Here is a 16,754-nt window from a genome sequence, read left to right as displayed (position 1 = left end):
TTTCTAGCACGCAGACCCTTTTTGTTTGGCTGGGTGCTATAAAAGCTTTAATGACAATGGTCGCGGAGTTTACGCTAAGTTCGCCTGGCTGACAAGTCCTAATTCACTTTGATCAAAAAAAGATCGGAATTACTCGCACAATACTCTTCTGCTACTGTCAGGCGAGGCTTTTTTAGGTAGAATCTAATAATTATAACATTTTCGCCTTAATTTGGGCTGTCTGAATTACCTTACAACCCTCAAAGTAGAGCCATTATATGGATTTGAATGCCATTCGTCAGCTGGCAGACGCTGATATGAAAGCCGTCGACCAACTTATCTATAAGCAGTTGGAATCGGATGTCGCCCTTATTAATCAACTCGGATTCTACATCATCAACGGCGGCGGCAAACGCATGCGTCCGCTACTGTCTATTCTGGCCGCCCGCGCCATCGCCTATGAAGGTGAAGCGCATGTCAAGTTGGCGGCAATCGTCGAATTCATTCATACCGCCTCCTTGCTACACGACGATGTCGTCGACGAATCCATGCTTAGACGTGGCCGCGAGACGGCTAACGCCCTCTTTGGTAACAGTGCCAGCGTACTGGTAGGTGACTTCCTCTATACCCGCTCATTCCAGATGATGACTGAGCTGAAAAACATGCTGGTGCTAGAGGTACTGGCCGACACTACCAACGTGCTCGCCGAAGGTGAGGTTCTACAGCTGATGAACTGTAACGACCCTGACACCAGCGAAGAGAGCTATATGCGCGTCATCTACTGCAAGACGGCCAAGCTATTTGAAGCCGCCACCCGTCTGGCAGGCGTGCTGGCCGATAGTAGCATAGAGGTTCAGACCGCCCTGGCCGACTATGGTAAATACCTTGGTACAGCCTTCCAGCTGACCGATGACCTACTGGACTATACAGCCGATACAGAGGCGCTGGGCAAGAATATAGGTGACGATCTCGCCGAGGGTAAACCCACCCTACCGCTGATCTACGCCATCGCCAACGGTAACGAGGTAGAGCGTCAGCTGATCCGCGATGCCATCGAGAAGGGCGACGGCACAGAACATATCGACACCATATTAAAGGCCCTAGATCAATGTGGCGCCCTCAGCTACACAGAGAAACGTGCTCAGGAAGAAGCAGAGAAGGCCATACGCGCGTTAGATCCGCTTGCCGATAGCGACTATAAGCAGGCCCTGATATCGCTGGCGAAAATCGCCGTGGCGCGTAATCACTAACGAACTAGTTAGTCGGTTTGTCATGACGAGTTAAACATTACCCATAAAAAATGGAGCCGATTGGCTCCATTTTTTTATTTAGGACTAAACCTTACTCACACAGTGCCTTACTTAACAAAGTCTACACCCAGGGTGATATCGGCTTTCAGCGTGTCTAGCATAGCGTCGCGTGCGTTGGCTTCGAACTCGCTAACCTCACCATAGGCAAGTACCTGCTCGATACCCTTCTTACCCAGTAGTACAGGTTGTGCAAAGAAGTCGGCATGCTCGCTGCCACCATCTACATAGGCACATTCAACAACGTTAGCTTCACCCTGTAGGCCACGAACCAGTGACAAACCGAAACGACATGCCGCCTGACCCATAGACAGAGTCGCGCTACCGCCACCCGCCTTAGCTTCAACCACTTCTGTACCCGCGTTCTGGATACGAGTCGTCAGAGCCGCCACTTCTTCATCAGAGAAGCTTACGCCTTCGATTTGAGACAGTAATGGCAGGATGGTCACGCCACTGTGTCCACCAATAACATTGACTTTAACGTCGGCAACATTTAGGCCCTTCGCTTCGGCAACGAAAGTTTCAGAACGGATCACATCAAGGGTAGTCACACCGAACAGACGGTTCTTGTCATATACACCGGCCGCCTTCAATACTTCGGCAGCGATAGCCACAGTCGTGTTAACTGGGTTAGTGATGATACCGATCAGTGCCTTAGGGCAAGTTGCGGCACACTTCTCAACCAGGTTTCTCACGATACCAGCGTTGATGTTAAATAGATCTGAGCGATCCATGCCTGGCTTACGCGCAACACCAGCAGAGATAAGTACCACGTCGGCACCTTCCAGTGCTGGCGTTGGATCTTCACCCGCAAAACCCTTTACTTCTACCGCAGTAGGGATGTGGCTTAGGTCAACAGCAACACCTGGGGTTACTGGCGCGATATCATAAAGGGATAGTTTTGAACCGGCAGGCAATTGAGTTTTGAGTAGTAGGGCAAGAGCCTGGCCAATACCACCGGCGGCACCAAGTACAGCAACTTTCATAGTTATCTCCGTTAATTCTTGGATATTATGTGATATAGATCTAGATTTACCGATGGCGCAACATTACTGGAATCACGGTAAAAATTCAATTATCCCTTAGTCGTGTGGCCAGATAATTTCGAATTGCCCCAGTCAACTGCCATTTACAACAGATATAAGTTATACTGCCCGGCCTTGCCCACGGTGCTACGTCACAAGACCGCCACAAAACCCACCCGACAAACCTGAATTTTTATTCACGCAATCCGAATAACGCTTGACTAATGGCGCAAAAATATTCAAAATAAGCCAGTTTTTTGAATATAAGAATAATTCGATATGCAAGCCAATAAAAATCAAGACGAACTTGTAAAGACCTTTAAGGCTATCTTGAAAGAGGAGCGTTTTGGCTCCCAGAGCGAGATAGTCAATGCCCTGCAAGCTGAGGGCTTCAACAACATTAACCAATCCAAAGTCTCTCGTATGCTGAGCAAGTTTGGGGCGGTGCGCACCCGCAACGCCAAGCAAGAGATGGTCTACTGCCTACCCGCCGAGCTTGGGGTCCCGACGGCTGGCAGCCCGCTGAAGAACCTAGTACTGGACGTCGACCATAACCAATCTATGATAGTGGTCAGAACCAGCCCTGGTGCGGCGCAGCTGATCGCCAGACTGCTGGACTCTATCGGCAAGCCCGAAGGTATACTGGGCACCATCGCCGGTGACGATACTATCTTTATCTGCCCTTCCAACATTCAGGAAGTGGACAAGACACTCGAGACGGTCAAGTCGCTGTTTAACTATGCCGATTAAGTCTGCCGACTAAATCTAGCGACTCATTATTCGCCGATTAATCCACGCTCGGGCTTAGCCCCAGTCATACTCCTCGGCGAAAACCTCGGCGATAGATATAGAGACACCCTTTGCGCTGTTAACGCCAAAGGGTGTCTTTTTTTATTTACGCTCAAATTGAATACTGTATATACGATAGGATACACTGATGCCAAACCATCCCCTCTGTCACCCGATGGTTAAGGACCCGAGATGAATAACAATAAGATAATCAATATCGACAACCTTTGCTGGGAATCTTGGCAACACTCAGATCAATACGCCAGTCATCAGAAACATATCGGCGATGCCGCCGGTTGCCAGCAGATAGGTGTCACCATGGAGCGACTGGAACCCGGTAAACTCTCCTCCGTCGCCCATTATCACACCAAGGAAGAGGAGCACCTCTACGCGCTACAGGGCGAAGCCACTCTGTATATCGACGGCGAGCCGCATCCCTTTAAACAGGGCGACTATATCTGTTTTACCGCCAACTCAGGTATTTCCCATACCTTAAAAAACGAGTCAGATGCCGACTTTCTGTTTATGGTGTTAGGCAATCGCGATACCCACGATGTGGTGGTGTATCCAGAGCACAATAAGGTGCAGGTGCGCTCCATCGACGAGGTTTATGCCAAGAGGCCGACCAACTATTGGGATCCAGACCGCTAATCCGCTTGTAAGCGAGCATAAAAAACACACCTTAGGGTGTGTTTTTTGTTGGGTTAGGCCCTAGATATCGGCTTCGCGCGCCATAAAATCCAGCGAAGGGGCAAAGAATGCCGAGCCGGTCAGCGCCTGAGTAAAGTGCATCAGGTGATCGTGATTTCCCTCGCCGTCACCATGGATCATGCTGTGTAGCATCTTCTCGAAATTCACAGAATTGCGACAGACTGAGATAAACATCAGCCCCTGCTCTTTCATCGAACCGTAAGGCATACTCTGACGCAGGATCTCCATCGACTTGCCGTCGGCATCTTTCAGGTTAACCCGCTTGATATGACTGGTAAGCGGCTTGTCCTCGGAGGCATACTCGATATTGTCTATCTTAGTACGGCCTATGATATCTTCCTGCTTCTTCTGTGGCAGGCGATTCCACTTGCTGAGGTTATGGGCGAACTTCTGCACATGGATATAGCTGCCGCCTCGGAAGTATTCGTCTTCGTCTCCCACCAGAGCCACATCCTGGCGATGACGTCCCTTGGGATTCTCAGTGCCGTCGACAAATCCAGTCAGATCTCGGGTATCCATAAACTGGAATCCCCGCTCCTCGTCCACCAACTCGACGAGATCTTCAAACATCTGACACACCTCATTAGCCACCAGATGCAGGATATCGTAGCGATCGCAGCGCAGATGCACGAAGAGATCATACTCATGGGCCGGTGCATCGCGGTTGTCGGCATGCATGGCCGGGAAAGGCTTGAGCTCTGAAGGTCTGCGCTCACCATAGAGGCTATCCCAATAGTTAGCACCTATGGCCACGAAGCCGTTGAAGGCACTGTCGGCATACTGGTCGGCCAGTTCATAGATATACTGAGCGACATTGGCGACGCAGGGGCGCAGCTGAGACTCGACGCCATCATTGGCGTTGAACATCAGATACACACTATGTAAATTTCCTTCGGCACACACACCCAGCTGTTCACGTGGCATAACCAGATTATCCATAAATAAACCTACCCTTCGTCAGTCTCAATTTCGGCGCTATTATCCGAAACTTTAGCGATAATTAGTATTACACAACCCACAAACCGTTAAAGCGAAACGTCATTTAATGGCTAGATTAACTTTTTTTTAAGTTGGCAACCATAGCAAGACGTAAATGCGCTTCACAAAAGTGTTACATCAGCCCAGTTTAGAACAATACCGCCGGATGAGGCGTCACCGACAAGGCAACATTCTGCCCCTCTGTGAAATGATGCAAAGGCGATCGCACTGCCAATACCTCCTCGCCAATCAAGATACTGTAGTGGCAGAGGTTACCGAGGAAGCGCCGCGCTATGATGGTGCCCTCCCCTCGCTCATCCTCTGCTATCTGCAGCTGCTCTGGGCGCAGCAAGAGCTCACCGCGATAGCCTTTGGCCTTGTCCAAGTCACTACTGCTTTGCACCTCGCCCAGCAAGGTATTTAGCCTATTACGCGCACTCACCTCACAGCTGAGATAATTCACCTGACCGAGAAATTCCGCCACATACTTGTCGGCAGGCAAGGCATAGAGGGCCTCGGCATCACCGTATTGCGCGATAGCCCCCTCTTTAAACAGCGCCAGCTTGTCGGCAAAGACGAAGGCCTCATCCTTACTATGGGTCACGAACACAGCACTGACCCCGCGCTGTTTTAAGATCTCGCGGATCTCCACCATCATCTCGCCGCGCACCTTAGCATCGATATTGGAAAAGGGCTCATCAAGTAACAGCAGCTCCGGCTCATAGGCGAGTGCCCGGGCAATCGACACCCGCTGTTGCTGACCACCGGAGAGCTCGTGGGGATAACGCCCACCTAGGCCTTCCAGCTTAACCAGCGCCAGCATCTCACTGAGCCGCGACTGCCTATCAGACTTACTCAACCCTTTGACACCAAAAAGTATGTTCTCGGCTACGGTCAGGTGCGGAAACAGGGCGTAATCTTGAAAGATCATGCCGACCTCACGCTGCTCGCTGGGCACAAAAACATCTGGACCAGACAATAATCGGCCATTGATACTGATGCGTCCCTGAGAGATAGGCTGTAATCCGGCTATCGCTTTGAGTAGCGTGGTCTTGCCACAGCCACTGGGCCCGAGAAGGGCGGCTATTTCCCCCTGATGCAACACGAGATCTAAGCCTTTCAGTATCGCCTGCCCCTGATAATCGCTATGCACTTGTTCTATGGTAAGAGTCGACATTTTAGTTACCTTGCTCCAGGGAGCGATTGAGATAGATGAGTGGAACCAGACCTACCAAGACGATCACTATGGCCCCCAGGGCCCCCTGCTCAAGCTGCTCATCTGAGACAAACTGATAGACATAGGTGGCAAGATTTTCAAAGCCGACAGGCCTGAGTAGTAATGCCGCCGGTAGCTCCTTCATGCACTCGATAAACACCAGCAAGATGGCGGCAAAGATGCCGCTACGCAGCAATGGCAGGTGGATCCGTGTAAGTATGCTCCCAGGCCTCATCCCCATGGTCACAGACGCCATATCCAGCGAGGGACTGATCTGTTTATAACTGTTTTCTATGCTGCCGATGGCAATGGCAGCAAAGCGGATGGCGAAGGCAAAAATTAACACAAACAGGGTACCGCTGAAGATAAGTCCCGGCCCATTCAAGTCAAAATAGGCATAGAGATCATTTACCGCAAAATCCAGGTAGCTGAGGGGCACTAAGACACCGATAGCCAGCACTGTGCCTGGCAGGGCATATCCGGTAGAGGCCAGGCGCGAGGGCAACATGTCTATTTTCCTTGGGCTACAGCGCCGGACAAACATCAACAACAAGGCGAACACCACGGTGATCAGGCTAACCACCAAGGCGATCGTCAGACTGTTCAAACTGTATTGCCAGAAATCCTGACTCCAACTCACCTCAAAGTAATCCCAGGCGTACCCCAGCAACACCCACACGGGAAGGCCGAAGGCCAATAAGAGCAGCACCGCGCAATAACCACTGGCCAGCCACGCCTTACTCCCCGATAGCGCGTATCTTTCGTGGGAGGTGATTGGTGTCTGTTTCTGAAACAGCTGCTGCTTACGCCGGGCAAAACGCTCGGCACCGATCAGACAAAAGACCACCAACAGGATGATGGCAGACAACTTAGCAGCCGCCGCCAGACTGCCGTAGCCCAGCCAGGTATCGTAGACCGCCGTCGTTAGCGTGGGCACGGCAAAGTAGCTGACGGTGGCAAAATCGGCAGCCGTCTCCATCGCCACAAGAGCCGCTCCCACCGCCAAGGCCGGCCTCGCCATAGGCAGGTTAAGGCGCCAAAAACTGCGCCAGGGGCCGGCCCCCATCACTCGGGAGGCGTGCAGCAGGCTAGGCGACTGCTCCATAAATGCGGTGCGCGCCAGAAGATAGATATAGGGAAACAACACCAGCGCCAGCATCACAGACGCGCCGCCTAAGGTGCGCACATCGGGAAAGTAGTAATCCATGGGCGACTGCCAGCCATTGACCTGCCTCAGCCAGCCCTGCACCGGCCCGGCATAATCCAGCAGATCCGTATAGACATAGGCCACCACGTAGGCGGGCATGGCTAAGGGCAGCAGCAGCGCCCACTGAAACCAGTTGCGCCCAGGAAAATCACAGCGAGCCACACTCCAGGCGGCAGGCACGGCGATCAGCAAGGCACCCAAGCTGACAAACAACATCAAGGCCAAGGTGTTGAAAATATAGGTAGGCAGTACAGTCTGCATCAGGTGACCGAATACCGCCTCATCTGGCACCAATGCCTGAATGCAGATGGCCCCCAAGGGTAAGGCAAAGCAGATGGCGGTCAGATAACTCAGGGTAGACCAAGATTTGGGGAAGCCTAAAATCATAGAAAATCTCAATAGATCGAGTCAGGTCATTATCGGTGACCAACTTAAATCTAAGCTTAAACGCAAACGATAATTAGTTGAATGATGACCCATCTGGCATAAAAACGAGATAGCCTTCCCGAGGGAAGGCTATCAACTGATGAGTATTCGAGCTCGATTTAGAGGTCAAACTTCACCTGGTCGAGCAACTTCACCGCCGCGCCGTGGAATTCCGCCAGCTTGTGGATAGGCAGCTCATCGGCCTTGTAGTCTCCCCAGGATGCCACCAGCGTTGACGGCTTTACGTCCAACTTAACCGGGTATTCCATGTTAAGTTCGGCGTAGGTCTGCTGCGCCTGTTGACCCGAGAGATATTCCATCAGCTTGATGGCGTTCTGACGCTCTGGGGCATACTTAGCCAAGGCCATGCCAGAGACATTGATGTGAGCGCCGCGATTTTTCTGATTCGGGAAGTTGATGTTAACCGCCTCGGCCCAAGGTACCTGCTTGGGGTCTTGCAGCATCTTACCCAGGTAGTAGCTGTTACCTATGGCGATGTCGCATAAGCCTTCCTTGACCGCCTTCACCTGCGCCCTGTCGTTGCCCTGTGGCTTGCGAGCAAGATTTGCCTTAACGCCTTCTAGCCAGGTCTTGGTATCCGCCTCGCCATGATGGGCGATCATCGACGCGACCAGAGAGATGTTGTAGGGATGCTTGCCACTACGAGTACAGATCTTACCCTTAAATTTAGGATCCGCCAGATCTTCATAATCGATATCCAGCGGGCCAAGTCGCTCTTTAGAGGAATAGATGTTTCTCACGCGCTTGGTGAGGGCAAACCAATCGCCGTCGGGCGAACGAAGATTAGCAGGAATGTTCTGCTGCAAGGTCTCGCTGTCGACCGAGGCCACGAGCCCCTTGTCAGCCAGCTCCATCAAACGGGAAAAATCTGAGGTGAGCACAAGATCCGCCGGTGAAAGACGCCCCTCTCGGGCGATGCGTTCGGCGATGCCCTGCTTGGCAAACACCAGATTAACCTTAATCCCTGTCTCCTTGGTAAAGTCAGCCAGAATAGGATCGATAAGAAAAGCCTGTCGATAGGAATAAACCGTGATGCTGTCGGCCGCATTGGCCATTGAAGTGACACAAGCAAAACCCAAAACAGCCAAACGTTTCATGAATCTCATGCAGATACTCCGCGCTAAAGTTAATGATAATAATTATCAATTGCGACAAGGGTAATCAATCTGGCATGAAACGGCAAGCCAGATTGGTCAAAATTTGCGAGGCCGCTCATTTTGACCAAAAATGCCTCGCTGACTAGACTCAAAGGACTCGGCCAATAAAAGGATCTTATATGCTACTGGAAATTCTCGCGCTGATGCTTGCCGTCATTCTGCTTCTGTTCCTCTTTAAACATAGATTTACTCGGGGACGAGTCCGCCGAGCCCGCAGAGCCGCCATGACTCAGGCAAGCCACGGCACCAGTACGATAAGCGAAGAAGTTCCCCATACTCCAATCCATGATCAGAGCACTAGTCACCCCTATCACTGCGTCGAGATTGTCAACGACAAAGGTGTGTGTGACAGCGCGAAGAAACTAAAAGATAAACGTTTTCTCTCCAAAGACGCGCCGACACTCCCCCTCCCTGACTGCAACGAGGCCGAGTGTCACTGTCGATATCTACATCATGAAGACAGAAGAGGACAAACCGAGGACAGGCGGGTCGACTTTGGCGTGACCAGCGAACTCTATGGCGTTTTCGGCGAGCCCAATCGACGCAATCAACCGGCTAAGGGGCGGCGCCTTACCGATAGCCGCCACTAGAGGCAGAGCCTCAAATGCAAACGGCCTGATGCTAGGCAAAGGCTAGGCGCGGGGACGCGTGGTTAACATGGCCGCGCCCATAGAGAAAGTCTGTAGCCATCTTGCCGTAGCGGGCGCCACCTTACGCCAATCCAGGTCAGGATGTCGAAAATCTATATACTCTAACAGGCAGGCGAGACAAATCTGCTGCAACGACAACTTGCTATGCCCAGAAATGGCCATCAGCTCTATTTGTGCCAGCCCCCTGAGTAAGGCTTGCTCGAATCTCGCCGTCCAGAACGGGCTACGCAATCCTTCATCGTCCCGCATCTGCTCCTGCCTTAATGCCACCGCACTGTCGATCAGCCCCTTGATCAGGGAGTATTGAGTCTCGCCATACCAAGAGTCACCCGGCTGACCAAACAGCTCACCACCGCAATATTCATGATCCAGGTAGCGCAGGATCACCTCGCTGTCATACAAGGCGCCGCCATCGTTTAACAACAAACAGGGGATCTTGGCCAGCGGATTGGCATCTAACAGTAGCTCGGTATTGTCCAATGGGTTCACCGCTACCGGCTCGATCCCCCTGATGGCAAACTGTGCGATGACGACACGCACGGTTCTTGCGTAGGGTGATGCGTCAGAAAACAGTAATTGCATCTCGCTTCCTCTACCAATATTTCTCGACGGTGATCTGTCCTGGCGCGCGGCGAAGATTTTTAGCCAGGCCGCGAGACTGCAACAGGGTATTGAGTTCTTTTATCATCTCGGGATGACCACAGATCATCACCTGTGAATCTTGTGCGCTTAGGCTGAGGCCAACTTGCTGCTCTATCACGCCGCTCTCTACCCCTTGGGTGATGCGGCAACCCAGCGCCCCTTCTACCGGCTCTCGGGTCACTGAGGTGACTAAGGTAAACTGCTCAGGGTATTGCGCCTCGAACGATTTAAGCTCCTGATAATAGGCGAGATCGTCTTGATACCTCACCCCATATACTAAGATCACACGCTCAAATCTCTGCCAGGGCTCGGCGGTTCTCATCATGGAGATAAAGGGACCCACTGCTGTACCCGTAGCAAAAAACCACAGATGTTTGCCCTGCTTAGGCAGCTCATCCAGCGTCAAAAAACCCGCCGCCTTGGTAGAGATATCGACGCTATCCCCCGGCCCTAAGGCCTGGAGCTTAGGCGAAAGCAGCCCGTCGTCGACACTTACCGCCAGCACCTCAAGCAGCGGCGCATCGGGCGCATTGACCAAAGAATAGGCCCGGGCGACACGTTTATCGTCGATATGCAGCGACAACTTGATAAATTGCCCAGCAATAAACTCGCCGATATCCGCCGACAGCTTCAAGGTAAATAACTGATCGCTCCAGTCAATCCGCTCTACAACCTTTGCCTCTCCCCACATATCGCCACCTCTGCTGGCATCAATCGACACTGATACTCCCATGATTCATAGATTTTCCATCCGAGTCAAGACAACAAAAAACCCCTTATATGAAGGGGTTTATCTTAGGGCCTGTTGATCTTTTAAGTTTAATTTTTGTTCAATCTAAACGCGTTTTGCGCGAGGCGAGAGCCATGAAGCATAGTTACTCTATGTGAATGGCGAACAACAAAGAAATCGTCTGGAACGATTTCTAACAGCGTAGCTGACCGCCTGCGGTGAAAGGCAGGAAGCCTTTCATAAAGTGCAGCGCGCGTTTAGATGAACCCGTTGGGCAGCGTTTGTAGGCCTTTTCTACGGTGTTATCGCCAGTTTGTGTAGAAGACTACACGACACAGGCTCTGCCTTGTATAAATCACCTTCAAAATGCTGCAAAAACAAACGGCAAAGATCAACAGGCCCTAGCCAAATGGTATCGAAAGAGACGCTATTCTTGCTCAGGCTCCTGATTGAAACTGTCTCTGAATGCCTGCAGCCCTTCCTGTACCAGGCCGTAGGTCTTGTCGACCCCGGCCTCAATGTCACCTTCAAGCACCTTGAGCCCAGAGAGGATATCTTTGGCCTCATCGAAACCTTGGTCTATCGCCCCGCCGATAATGTCCATGAAGGAGCTCAACTGTTCGTCGAACGACATGCCACTGTTTTGCTCCTGGTGTATGGCAAAAAACTGGGTGGCAAAGCTAACGATGCGCTCGGCCGTCGCCTCAGGCGAGGTATCGACCCCTTGAGCCACAGCCGTCTCAATGGCGTGCTCTCCCATAGTGGGCGCCAGCTCCTCATTGATCGCCTCGATTGCCGCCTTATAGAGCAGCTGCATGGGCTCATTGCCTGCGCTCAAGTTCACATCTTGCTGCGCTTCCAGGATCGCCGTATTCATCAACTGTTTACTGGCCGCCAGGGCCGTCTTGTTCTTAGCCACTTCGGAGACTTGCTGACCATGGTTAGTCGTCGAATCTGTCTTGTTATGCGCCGCCGCAGATACGGCTCCGCCGTGATTTTGAATCTCCATAATCGCCTCACTCACCAAATTAAATTAACCCTCAGCTATAATTATCGTCCATTTTATAAACAACTTTAGCCCTAAGGCCCAATTAATCTGTCATCGGCATACTCAGCGAAATAGGATATGCTAGCCAACTCGTTAAGACAGATAGGGATGCTTATGTTAAGACTCATCAGCTTTGGGCTTCTGGCCCTATTAGGTTACCTGCCTATAGCCCAGGCCAATGCGGCGATTGTCAGTAAGACAGTGATTCTGGTACGTCATGGGGAAAAGGCCACTCAAGGTCGCGACCCTAGCCTGAATGACGCGGGCAAGTTAAGGGCACAAGCCTTGGTAGAGAGCCTGGCCGATACCCCACTCACCCTGGCCATATCGACACAATTTAAGCGCACTCAGGAAACTTTGGCACCGCTTATCGCCGCGAAAGGGATTCCTCTGATCGTTATCGACGCGGGCAGGGAGATGGACAAGCATATAGCGGCTATCGTCGATAGCATCATGGCGCAGGAAGGCAATGTGGTCATTGCGGGGCATTCCAATACTGTACCACTGCTCATCAAGGCACTGAGAGGACCAGAGATACCTCAATTGGGAGAGGATGAATATGACAATTTATTTATCCTTTCCCTGCACCAAGATGGCCCAAGTAGTCTGATAAAAACCCAATATGGTGCAAGTTCAAGCAATACCCAATAAGGATTAGACATTAGTCTAGATAGCGCTAGCTTTATAGACTAAACTTGATTACATTAGCGATATATGGATTAGCAGCAGGTGCTGGCAACAAGCCCAGCCATGGAGAGTCACAGGTGAGTAATTCGTTTTTTGGAGCGGGAAATAAAAGTAAACCCTTGTCGGTTAGCTGTCAAAACTGCAACCGATTAACGGTTATCGAAGGTGAGACTATCTGCTTCAAGGGTGGAGAGATCATTAGGCTTACGCCTTATGAACCGCAAAATAGCAAACTCAGCCTCCTTTGCGACGGCTGGAGACCGGTCAATACCTCAAAGTCAGCCTAATCTTTCTACCTGCCACTCAGGCAATAACCTCTATAACATCCCCGCATAGTCATTCGCGCAATGTTTTACCTCGCGAGTCAGCCCCTCGATCACGGTCGAGGGTGGTATCATCGCCAGGGTCAGGCCCCGAGTCGTGACCCTCAAGTAGGAGCTAAGTTGGGCATAGACGGTTACCAACTCCTCCTGTTCCAGCCCCCGCTCTTTCAAGGTCGCCATGATGGCTAGCCAATCGGTATCCACAACCCGCGCCTGGCCTTCGATACTTGCATGTATAGGGATATTTTTCACGGGACCGCCTCCACAGGTTTGTTATTGACAAATATTATGCAAATCAAACCTGAACGAATACTTAATCCCCTACAATTAATGTTGATTTTGTACCGTCCACAGCTTCTTGTAGAGACCATTAGCTGCCAGCAGGCTCTGATGATCGCCGCGCTCGACGATCTTCCCTTGACTCAGCACCAAGATCTGGTCGGCATCCACGACCGTCGACAGCCTGTGGGCGATAACCAGACTGGTATGTCCCTTGGCCATCTCCTTGAGGGCATTGAGGATCGCCTGCTCCGAATGACTATCTAGGGACGAGGTCGCCTCGTCGAACACCAACAGGGGCGACCCCTTAAGAATCGCCCTGGCGATCGCCACCCTCTGCTTCTCGCCACCGGATAGCTTTAGCCCGCGCTCGCCCACCTTGGTATTCCAACCTTCGCTGAGTTGTGAGACAAAATGAGAAAGATGGGCCAGTTCTATCGCCTCCTTCACTTGCTCATCGCTCGCCCCCGGCAGACCATAACGAATATTCTCCAGCAAGGAATCGTTAAACAACACGGTATCTTGCGGCACTATGGCGATGGCGCTACGCAACGCGTGTTGGGTCAGCGCCTTAGTATCATGCCCATCTATGGTGATAACCCCCTGCTGCGCCTCATAGAAGCGAAACAGCAGCTTCACTATGGTGGATTTACCCGCGCCGCTATCCCCCACAATCGCCACCTTATGACCGGCAGGGATCTCGAAACTCACATCGGACAAGATAGGCCTGTCGCCGTAACGAAAATTGACTCCCTCAAATCTAAGGCTCCCCTGCGTGATCTGGGGCGACTTAGCGCCGGGCGCATCCTTAATCTTTGGCACTCTATCTAGCAGACTAAACATGCGCTCGATATTAGCCAGCGCGCCGCGTATCTCACGATAGACAAAGCCTAAAAAATTCAGCGGCATAAACAGCTGCATCATGAAGGCGTTGATCAGCACGAAGTCACCTATGGTCATGGCTCCCTGGCTGACCTGGCTCGCGGCCAATGCCAACATCAGCGTCATCGCCAGCGAGATGATCAACGCCTGACCGGCATTGAGGGCAAACAGAGAGAGTCGATTCTTTCGCTTGGCCACCTCCCATCGCTCGAGGGCCTGATCATATTGCCCAGACTCATAGGCCTCGTTGTTAAAATACTTCACCGTCTCATAGTTAAGCAGGCTGTCGATGGCGCGGGTATTAGACTGAGAATCCGCCATAGCAGCCTCACGCACGAAGCCGGTGCGCCACTCGGTGGCAAAGATGGAAAAGAGGATATAAGCGACGACGGCGCTTAACGTAATGATGGCAAATGCCCAGCCATAGTTATAAAGCAAGATACCCACCACCAGTGCTATCTCGAGCAGGGTCGGTACTATATTGAACACCATGAAGCGCATCAAGAAGCTGACCCCACTGGTGCCCCGCTCTATATCTCGAGACAGGCCGCCGGTGCGCCGCTCCAGGTGAAACGCCAGATCCAGCCGATGCAGATGATCAAACACAGACAAGCCCAAACGCCTTATCGCCCGTTCGGTAACCCGACCAAATAGCGTGTCTCTCACCTCGGAGATCACTGTGTTCAGCAGGCGTAGACTACCGTATGCCAGCACCAGGGCGATAGGCACCGCAATTATCTGCTCACTCGAGGCCTCGCTCAGGGTATCCACCAGGTGTTTGAGCACGAAAGGCAGGCCGACGCTTGCCATTTTCGCCACCACCAGACAGGCCAGCGCCAATACCACCCGCCCCTTGAACTCCAATAGATAGGGCCAAAGCAGTTTCAGGACCTGCCAGTTCAATTTATCGATAGGACCATCAAAATAGAGAGTGGGACGCATGGCAACTCCAGCTAGCATCAATATTGGGAGGATGGCATTTAGATGAAATCGAGATAAAAGCCATAACATCCACCATCTTACCTTAGTAGACTCATCCGCCACTAGCGCAATTGTTTAGCTTTGCCAAGGGGTTAGCATTTTGCCCTATGCAAGCTGTCCAATATCAGACTTTAGGAGCATTCGCCCGTACAAGTTAGCACAACTTTTGAATGATAAAATGATGGCAAAATTAGAAAAAAGCATTATTCTTGAGAGAATAATTATCACTTTAATGTTTCAACGGGGTAATTATTGTTATCTCTTGCCGGAGATTTTGATAATCTCAAGATCAGCTTAAGGCAGTTCAAGCCGAGCAAAAGCAGAGCGGGAATAACCCCAATTTTTTAAAGGAAGCCGATATGCCACAATCATCTGACGTGCAATACCCTCCACTGCCATTGGTACAAACTTGGGTATGGATGATGACAGAATCGAACAGCCCAGAAATTCAGCAAAAGGGTCAAAACAATTTAATATCGTCTTTTGGCAGTCTGGCTAAGGCCAATGAATATCTGGTGAAACAACAAGCCAAATAAACGGGCCAGCAGAATGCAAAAAAGGAAGCCAATTGGCTTCCTTTTTAGTTTCTCGTCGACTCCCGGCTGAGCAAGCTCAGCAGATGAAGGCCAGACTAAGCGCGACGTTCGAGCACACTCTGGTTGAGCTGTGCCAGCAAGGTTTCGGTATCTTCCCAACCAATACAGGCATCTGTGATACTTTGGCCGTAACACAAAGGTTGCCCTTCGATATAGTCCTGACGTCCCTCAACCAGGTGACTCTCAACCATCACACCGAAAATAGCCCGCTCACCGGCACTTACCTGGCTGGCCACATCTTCGGCCACCAGCATCTGACGCTTAAACTGTTTGCTGCTGTTAGCGTGGCTAAAATCCACCATGATATTTTGCGGCAGGTTAGCCTTAGCCAACTGCTCGCTGATCGCCTGCACGTGCTCGGCGCTATAGTTAGGCTCCTTGCCACCACGCAGAATGATGTGACAATCAGGATTGCCCTTGGTGGAGACGATCGCCGAATGGCCATACTTGGTCACCGACAGAAAATGGTGAGGTGCACTGGCGGCGCCGATCGCGTCGATAGCGACCTTGATGGTGCCATCGGTCCCATTCTTGAAACCGACAGGGCAAGAGAGGCCCGATGCCAACTCTCTGTGTACCTGTGACTCTGTGGTACGAGCGCCAATTGCGCCCCAACACATGAGATCCGCCACATATTGTGGGGTGATCATATCCAGAAATTCACCCGCGGTAGGCACACCTAAGTCGTTAAGATCTAACAGCAGTTTACGCGCGGTACGCAAACCATCGTTCAACTTAAAACTGTTATCCATGTAAGGGTCGTTGATCAGGCCTTTCCAGCCCACAGTGGTACGCGGCTTCTCGAAATAGACGCGCATCACCACCTCTAATTGATCCTTATATTGCTCACGCAATTTGACGAGTCTCTCACCGTATTCAAGCGCCGCCTTAGGATCATGGATAGAACAAGGGCCAATGATCACTAACAGGCGATCATCTTCTTTTTTCAGGATATTGTGTATATTCTGCCGTGCGTTAAACACTGTTGCCGATGCATTTTCGCTTGCCGGAAATCGCTCAAGAATGGCGACAGGGGGTAACAACTCTTTAATTTTATTAATGCGAACGTCATCAGTTTGATAATACATGATATTTATTTTCCACTCCGGCTCTGGATTAA

17 protein-coding genes are annotated in these 16,754 nt (G+C 51.4%); 6 read left to right on the top strand and 11 right to left on the bottom strand.

The genetic code is table 11. The features are described from left to right. Positions 1-257 precede the first annotated feature (257 nt). The gene (gene ispB / locus L2731_RS07130) at positions 258-1,229 is read left to right on the top strand and encodes an octaprenyl diphosphate synthase (RefSeq protein WP_041510203.1); all 972 of its coding nucleotides are present in this window, start codon (positions 258-260) and stop codon (positions 1,227-1,229) included. A 107-nt stretch (positions 1,230-1,336) separates the two neighbouring features. Here the strand turns inward: ispB and mdh are convergent, their stop codons facing one another. Next, positions 1,337-2,272, bottom strand: coding sequence for a malate dehydrogenase (mdh, locus tag L2731_RS07125; protein WP_239849723.1), 936 nt, complete (start codon positions 2,270-2,272; stop codon positions 1,337-1,339). A 318-nt stretch (positions 2,273-2,590) separates the two neighbouring features. Here mdh and argR point away from each other — a divergent pair, with 318 nt between their 5' ends. Both argR and L2731_RS07115 read left to right on the top strand, forming a co-directional pair. After that, positions 2,591-3,061 (top strand): transcriptional regulator ArgR, encoded by a 471-nt coding sequence (gene argR, locus L2731_RS07120; protein WP_041510202.1) that lies wholly within the window; start codon positions 2,591-2,593, stop codon positions 3,059-3,061. Positions 3,062-3,292: 231 nt separating this feature from the next. Further along, on the top strand, positions 3,293-3,751 hold the full coding sequence (locus L2731_RS07115; protein WP_249252451.1) for a cupin domain-containing protein: 459 nt from the start codon (positions 3,293-3,295) through the stop codon (positions 3,749-3,751). A gap of 60 nt (positions 3,752-3,811) precedes the next feature. On the opposite strand, the gene L2731_RS07110 is transcribed toward L2731_RS07115, so the two are convergent. The 4 genes from L2731_RS07110 to L2731_RS07095 all read right to left on the bottom strand — a co-directional run bounded on the left by L2731_RS07110 (position 3,812) and on the right by L2731_RS07095 (position 8,765). Then, the gene (locus L2731_RS07110; RefSeq protein WP_249252449.1) at positions 3,812-4,750 is read right to left on the bottom strand and encodes a Dyp-type peroxidase; all 939 of its coding nucleotides are present in this window, start codon (positions 4,748-4,750) and stop codon (positions 3,812-3,814) included. Positions 4,751-4,937: 187 nt separating this feature from the next. Continuing rightward, entirely contained in the window at positions 4,938-5,966 is a 1,029-nt protein-coding gene (locus L2731_RS07105) for an ABC transporter ATP-binding protein (RefSeq protein WP_249252448.1), read from the bottom strand. Position 5,967: 1 nt separating this feature from the next. Beyond that, positions 5,968-7,599, bottom strand: coding sequence for an ABC transporter permease (locus tag L2731_RS07100; RefSeq protein WP_249252447.1), 1,632 nt, complete (start codon positions 7,597-7,599; stop codon positions 5,968-5,970). A 158-nt stretch (positions 7,600-7,757) separates the two neighbouring features. Beyond that, positions 7,758-8,765: a Fe(3+) ABC transporter substrate-binding protein gene (locus L2731_RS07095; RefSeq protein WP_239849718.1), complete on the bottom strand. Its 1,008-nt coding sequence runs from the start codon at positions 8,763-8,765 to the stop codon at positions 7,758-7,760. A 170-nt stretch (positions 8,766-8,935) separates the two neighbouring features. Between L2731_RS07095 and L2731_RS07090 the strand changes: the two genes are divergently transcribed. Further along, a complete protein-coding gene (locus tag L2731_RS07090; RefSeq protein WP_249252446.1) occupies positions 8,936-9,406 on the top strand; it encodes a hypothetical protein in 471 nt (156 codons plus the stop codon). Positions 9,407-9,448: 42 nt separating this feature from the next. On the opposite strand, the gene L2731_RS07085 is transcribed toward L2731_RS07090, so the two are convergent. From L2731_RS07085 to L2731_RS07075, 3 genes are all read right to left on the bottom strand, one after another. Further along, positions 9,449-10,048 carry a glutathione S-transferase N-terminal domain-containing protein gene (locus L2731_RS07085; RefSeq protein ID WP_249252445.1) on the bottom strand — a complete coding sequence of 200 codons (600 nt, stop codon included), beginning with the start codon at positions 10,046-10,048 and terminating at the stop codon, positions 9,449-9,451. A gap of 10 nt (positions 10,049-10,058) precedes the next feature. Beyond that, positions 10,059-10,799 (bottom strand): ferredoxin--NADP reductase, encoded by a 741-nt coding sequence (locus tag L2731_RS07080; protein ID WP_249252444.1) that lies wholly within the window; start codon positions 10,797-10,799, stop codon positions 10,059-10,061. 466 nt (positions 10,800-11,265) lie between these two features. Further along, positions 11,266-11,847, bottom strand: coding sequence for a DUF5610 domain-containing protein (locus tag L2731_RS07075; protein ID WP_041510196.1), 582 nt, complete (start codon positions 11,845-11,847; stop codon positions 11,266-11,268). A 153-nt stretch (positions 11,848-12,000) separates the two neighbouring features. On the opposite strand from L2731_RS07075, the gene L2731_RS07070 reads away from it, so the two are divergent. Further along, a complete protein-coding gene (locus L2731_RS07070) occupies positions 12,001-12,537 on the top strand; it encodes a phosphoglycerate mutase family protein (RefSeq protein WP_249252443.1) in 537 nt (178 codons plus the stop codon). Between the two features lie 353 nt (positions 12,538-12,890). On the opposite strand, the gene L2731_RS07060 is transcribed toward L2731_RS07070, so the two are convergent. Continuing rightward, complete coding sequence (locus L2731_RS07060; RefSeq protein WP_239849713.1) at positions 12,891-13,148, bottom strand: hypothetical protein; 258 nt, start codon at positions 13,146-13,148, stop codon at positions 12,891-12,893. A gap of 75 nt (positions 13,149-13,223) precedes the next feature. Next, on the bottom strand, positions 13,224-14,999 hold the full coding sequence (locus L2731_RS07055) for an ABCB family ABC transporter ATP-binding protein/permease (protein WP_249252442.1): 1,776 nt from the start codon (positions 14,997-14,999) through the stop codon (positions 13,224-13,226). A 398-nt stretch (positions 15,000-15,397) separates the two neighbouring features. On the opposite strand from L2731_RS07055, the gene L2731_RS07050 reads away from it, so the two are divergent. Further along, positions 15,398-15,574: a hypothetical protein gene (locus L2731_RS07050; protein WP_011864658.1), complete on the top strand. Its 177-nt coding sequence runs from the start codon at positions 15,398-15,400 to the stop codon at positions 15,572-15,574. Positions 15,575-15,669: 95 nt separating this feature from the next. Here the strand turns inward: L2731_RS07050 and aroG are convergent, their stop codons facing one another. Then, positions 15,670-16,722 carry a 3-deoxy-7-phosphoheptulonate synthase AroG gene (aroG, locus tag L2731_RS07045; RefSeq protein ID WP_249252441.1) on the bottom strand — a complete coding sequence of 351 codons (1,053 nt, stop codon included), beginning with the start codon at positions 16,720-16,722 and terminating at the stop codon, positions 15,670-15,672. Positions 16,723-16,754: the final 32 nt, after the last annotated feature.

This window comes from Shewanella aquimarina (assembly GCF_023349185.1).
Lineage (GTDB): Bacteria > Pseudomonadota > Gammaproteobacteria > Enterobacterales > Shewanellaceae > Shewanella > Shewanella aquimarina.
Note: the sequence above shows the minus strand (reverse complement) of the source record. Positions and strands in the feature narration are given on the sequence as shown.

Excerpts from the sequence above, each read along its gene's own strand:
- ispB (WP_041510203.1), top strand. The coding sequence starts at position 258 with ATGGATTTGAATGCCATTCGTCAGCTGGCAGACGCTGATATGAAAGCC.
- mdh (WP_239849723.1), bottom strand. The coding sequence starts at position 2,272 with ATGAAAGTTGCTGTACTTGGTGCCGCCGGTGGTATTGGCCAGGCTCTT.
- argR (WP_041510202.1), top strand. The coding sequence starts at position 2,591 with ATGCAAGCCAATAAAAATCAAGACGAACTTGTAAAGACCTTTAAGGCT.
- L2731_RS07115 (WP_249252451.1), top strand. The coding sequence starts at position 3,293 with ATGAATAACAATAAGATAATCAATATCGACAACCTTTGCTGGGAATCT.
- L2731_RS07110 (WP_249252449.1), bottom strand. The coding sequence starts at position 4,750 with ATGGATAATCTGGTTATGCCACGTGAACAGCTGGGTGTGTGTGCCGAA.
- L2731_RS07105 (WP_249252448.1), bottom strand. The coding sequence starts at position 5,966 with ATGTCGACTCTTACCATAGAACAAGTGCATAGCGATTATCAGGGGCAG.
- L2731_RS07100 (WP_249252447.1), bottom strand. The coding sequence starts at position 7,599 with ATGATTTTAGGCTTCCCCAAATCTTGGTCTACCCTGAGTTATCTGACC.
- L2731_RS07095 (WP_239849718.1), bottom strand. The coding sequence starts at position 8,765 with ATGAGATTCATGAAACGTTTGGCTGTTTTGGGTTTTGCTTGTGTCACT.
- L2731_RS07090 (WP_249252446.1), top strand. The coding sequence starts at position 8,936 with ATGCTACTGGAAATTCTCGCGCTGATGCTTGCCGTCATTCTGCTTCTG.
- L2731_RS07085 (WP_249252445.1), bottom strand. The coding sequence starts at position 10,048 with ATGCAATTACTGTTTTCTGACGCATCACCCTACGCAAGAACCGTGCGT.
- L2731_RS07080 (WP_249252444.1), bottom strand. The coding sequence starts at position 10,799 with ATGTGGGGAGAGGCAAAGGTTGTAGAGCGGATTGACTGGAGCGATCAG.
- L2731_RS07075 (WP_041510196.1), bottom strand. The coding sequence starts at position 11,847 with ATGGAGATTCAAAATCACGGCGGAGCCGTATCTGCGGCGGCGCATAAC.
- L2731_RS07070 (WP_249252443.1), top strand. The coding sequence starts at position 12,001 with ATGTTAAGACTCATCAGCTTTGGGCTTCTGGCCCTATTAGGTTACCTG.
- L2731_RS07055 (WP_249252442.1), bottom strand. The coding sequence starts at position 14,999 with ATGCGTCCCACTCTCTATTTTGATGGTCCTATCGATAAATTGAACTGG.
- L2731_RS07050 (WP_011864658.1), top strand. The coding sequence starts at position 15,398 with ATGCCACAATCATCTGACGTGCAATACCCTCCACTGCCATTGGTACAA.
- aroG (WP_249252441.1), bottom strand. The coding sequence starts at position 16,722 with ATGTATTATCAAACTGATGACGTTCGCATTAATAAAATTAAAGAGTTG.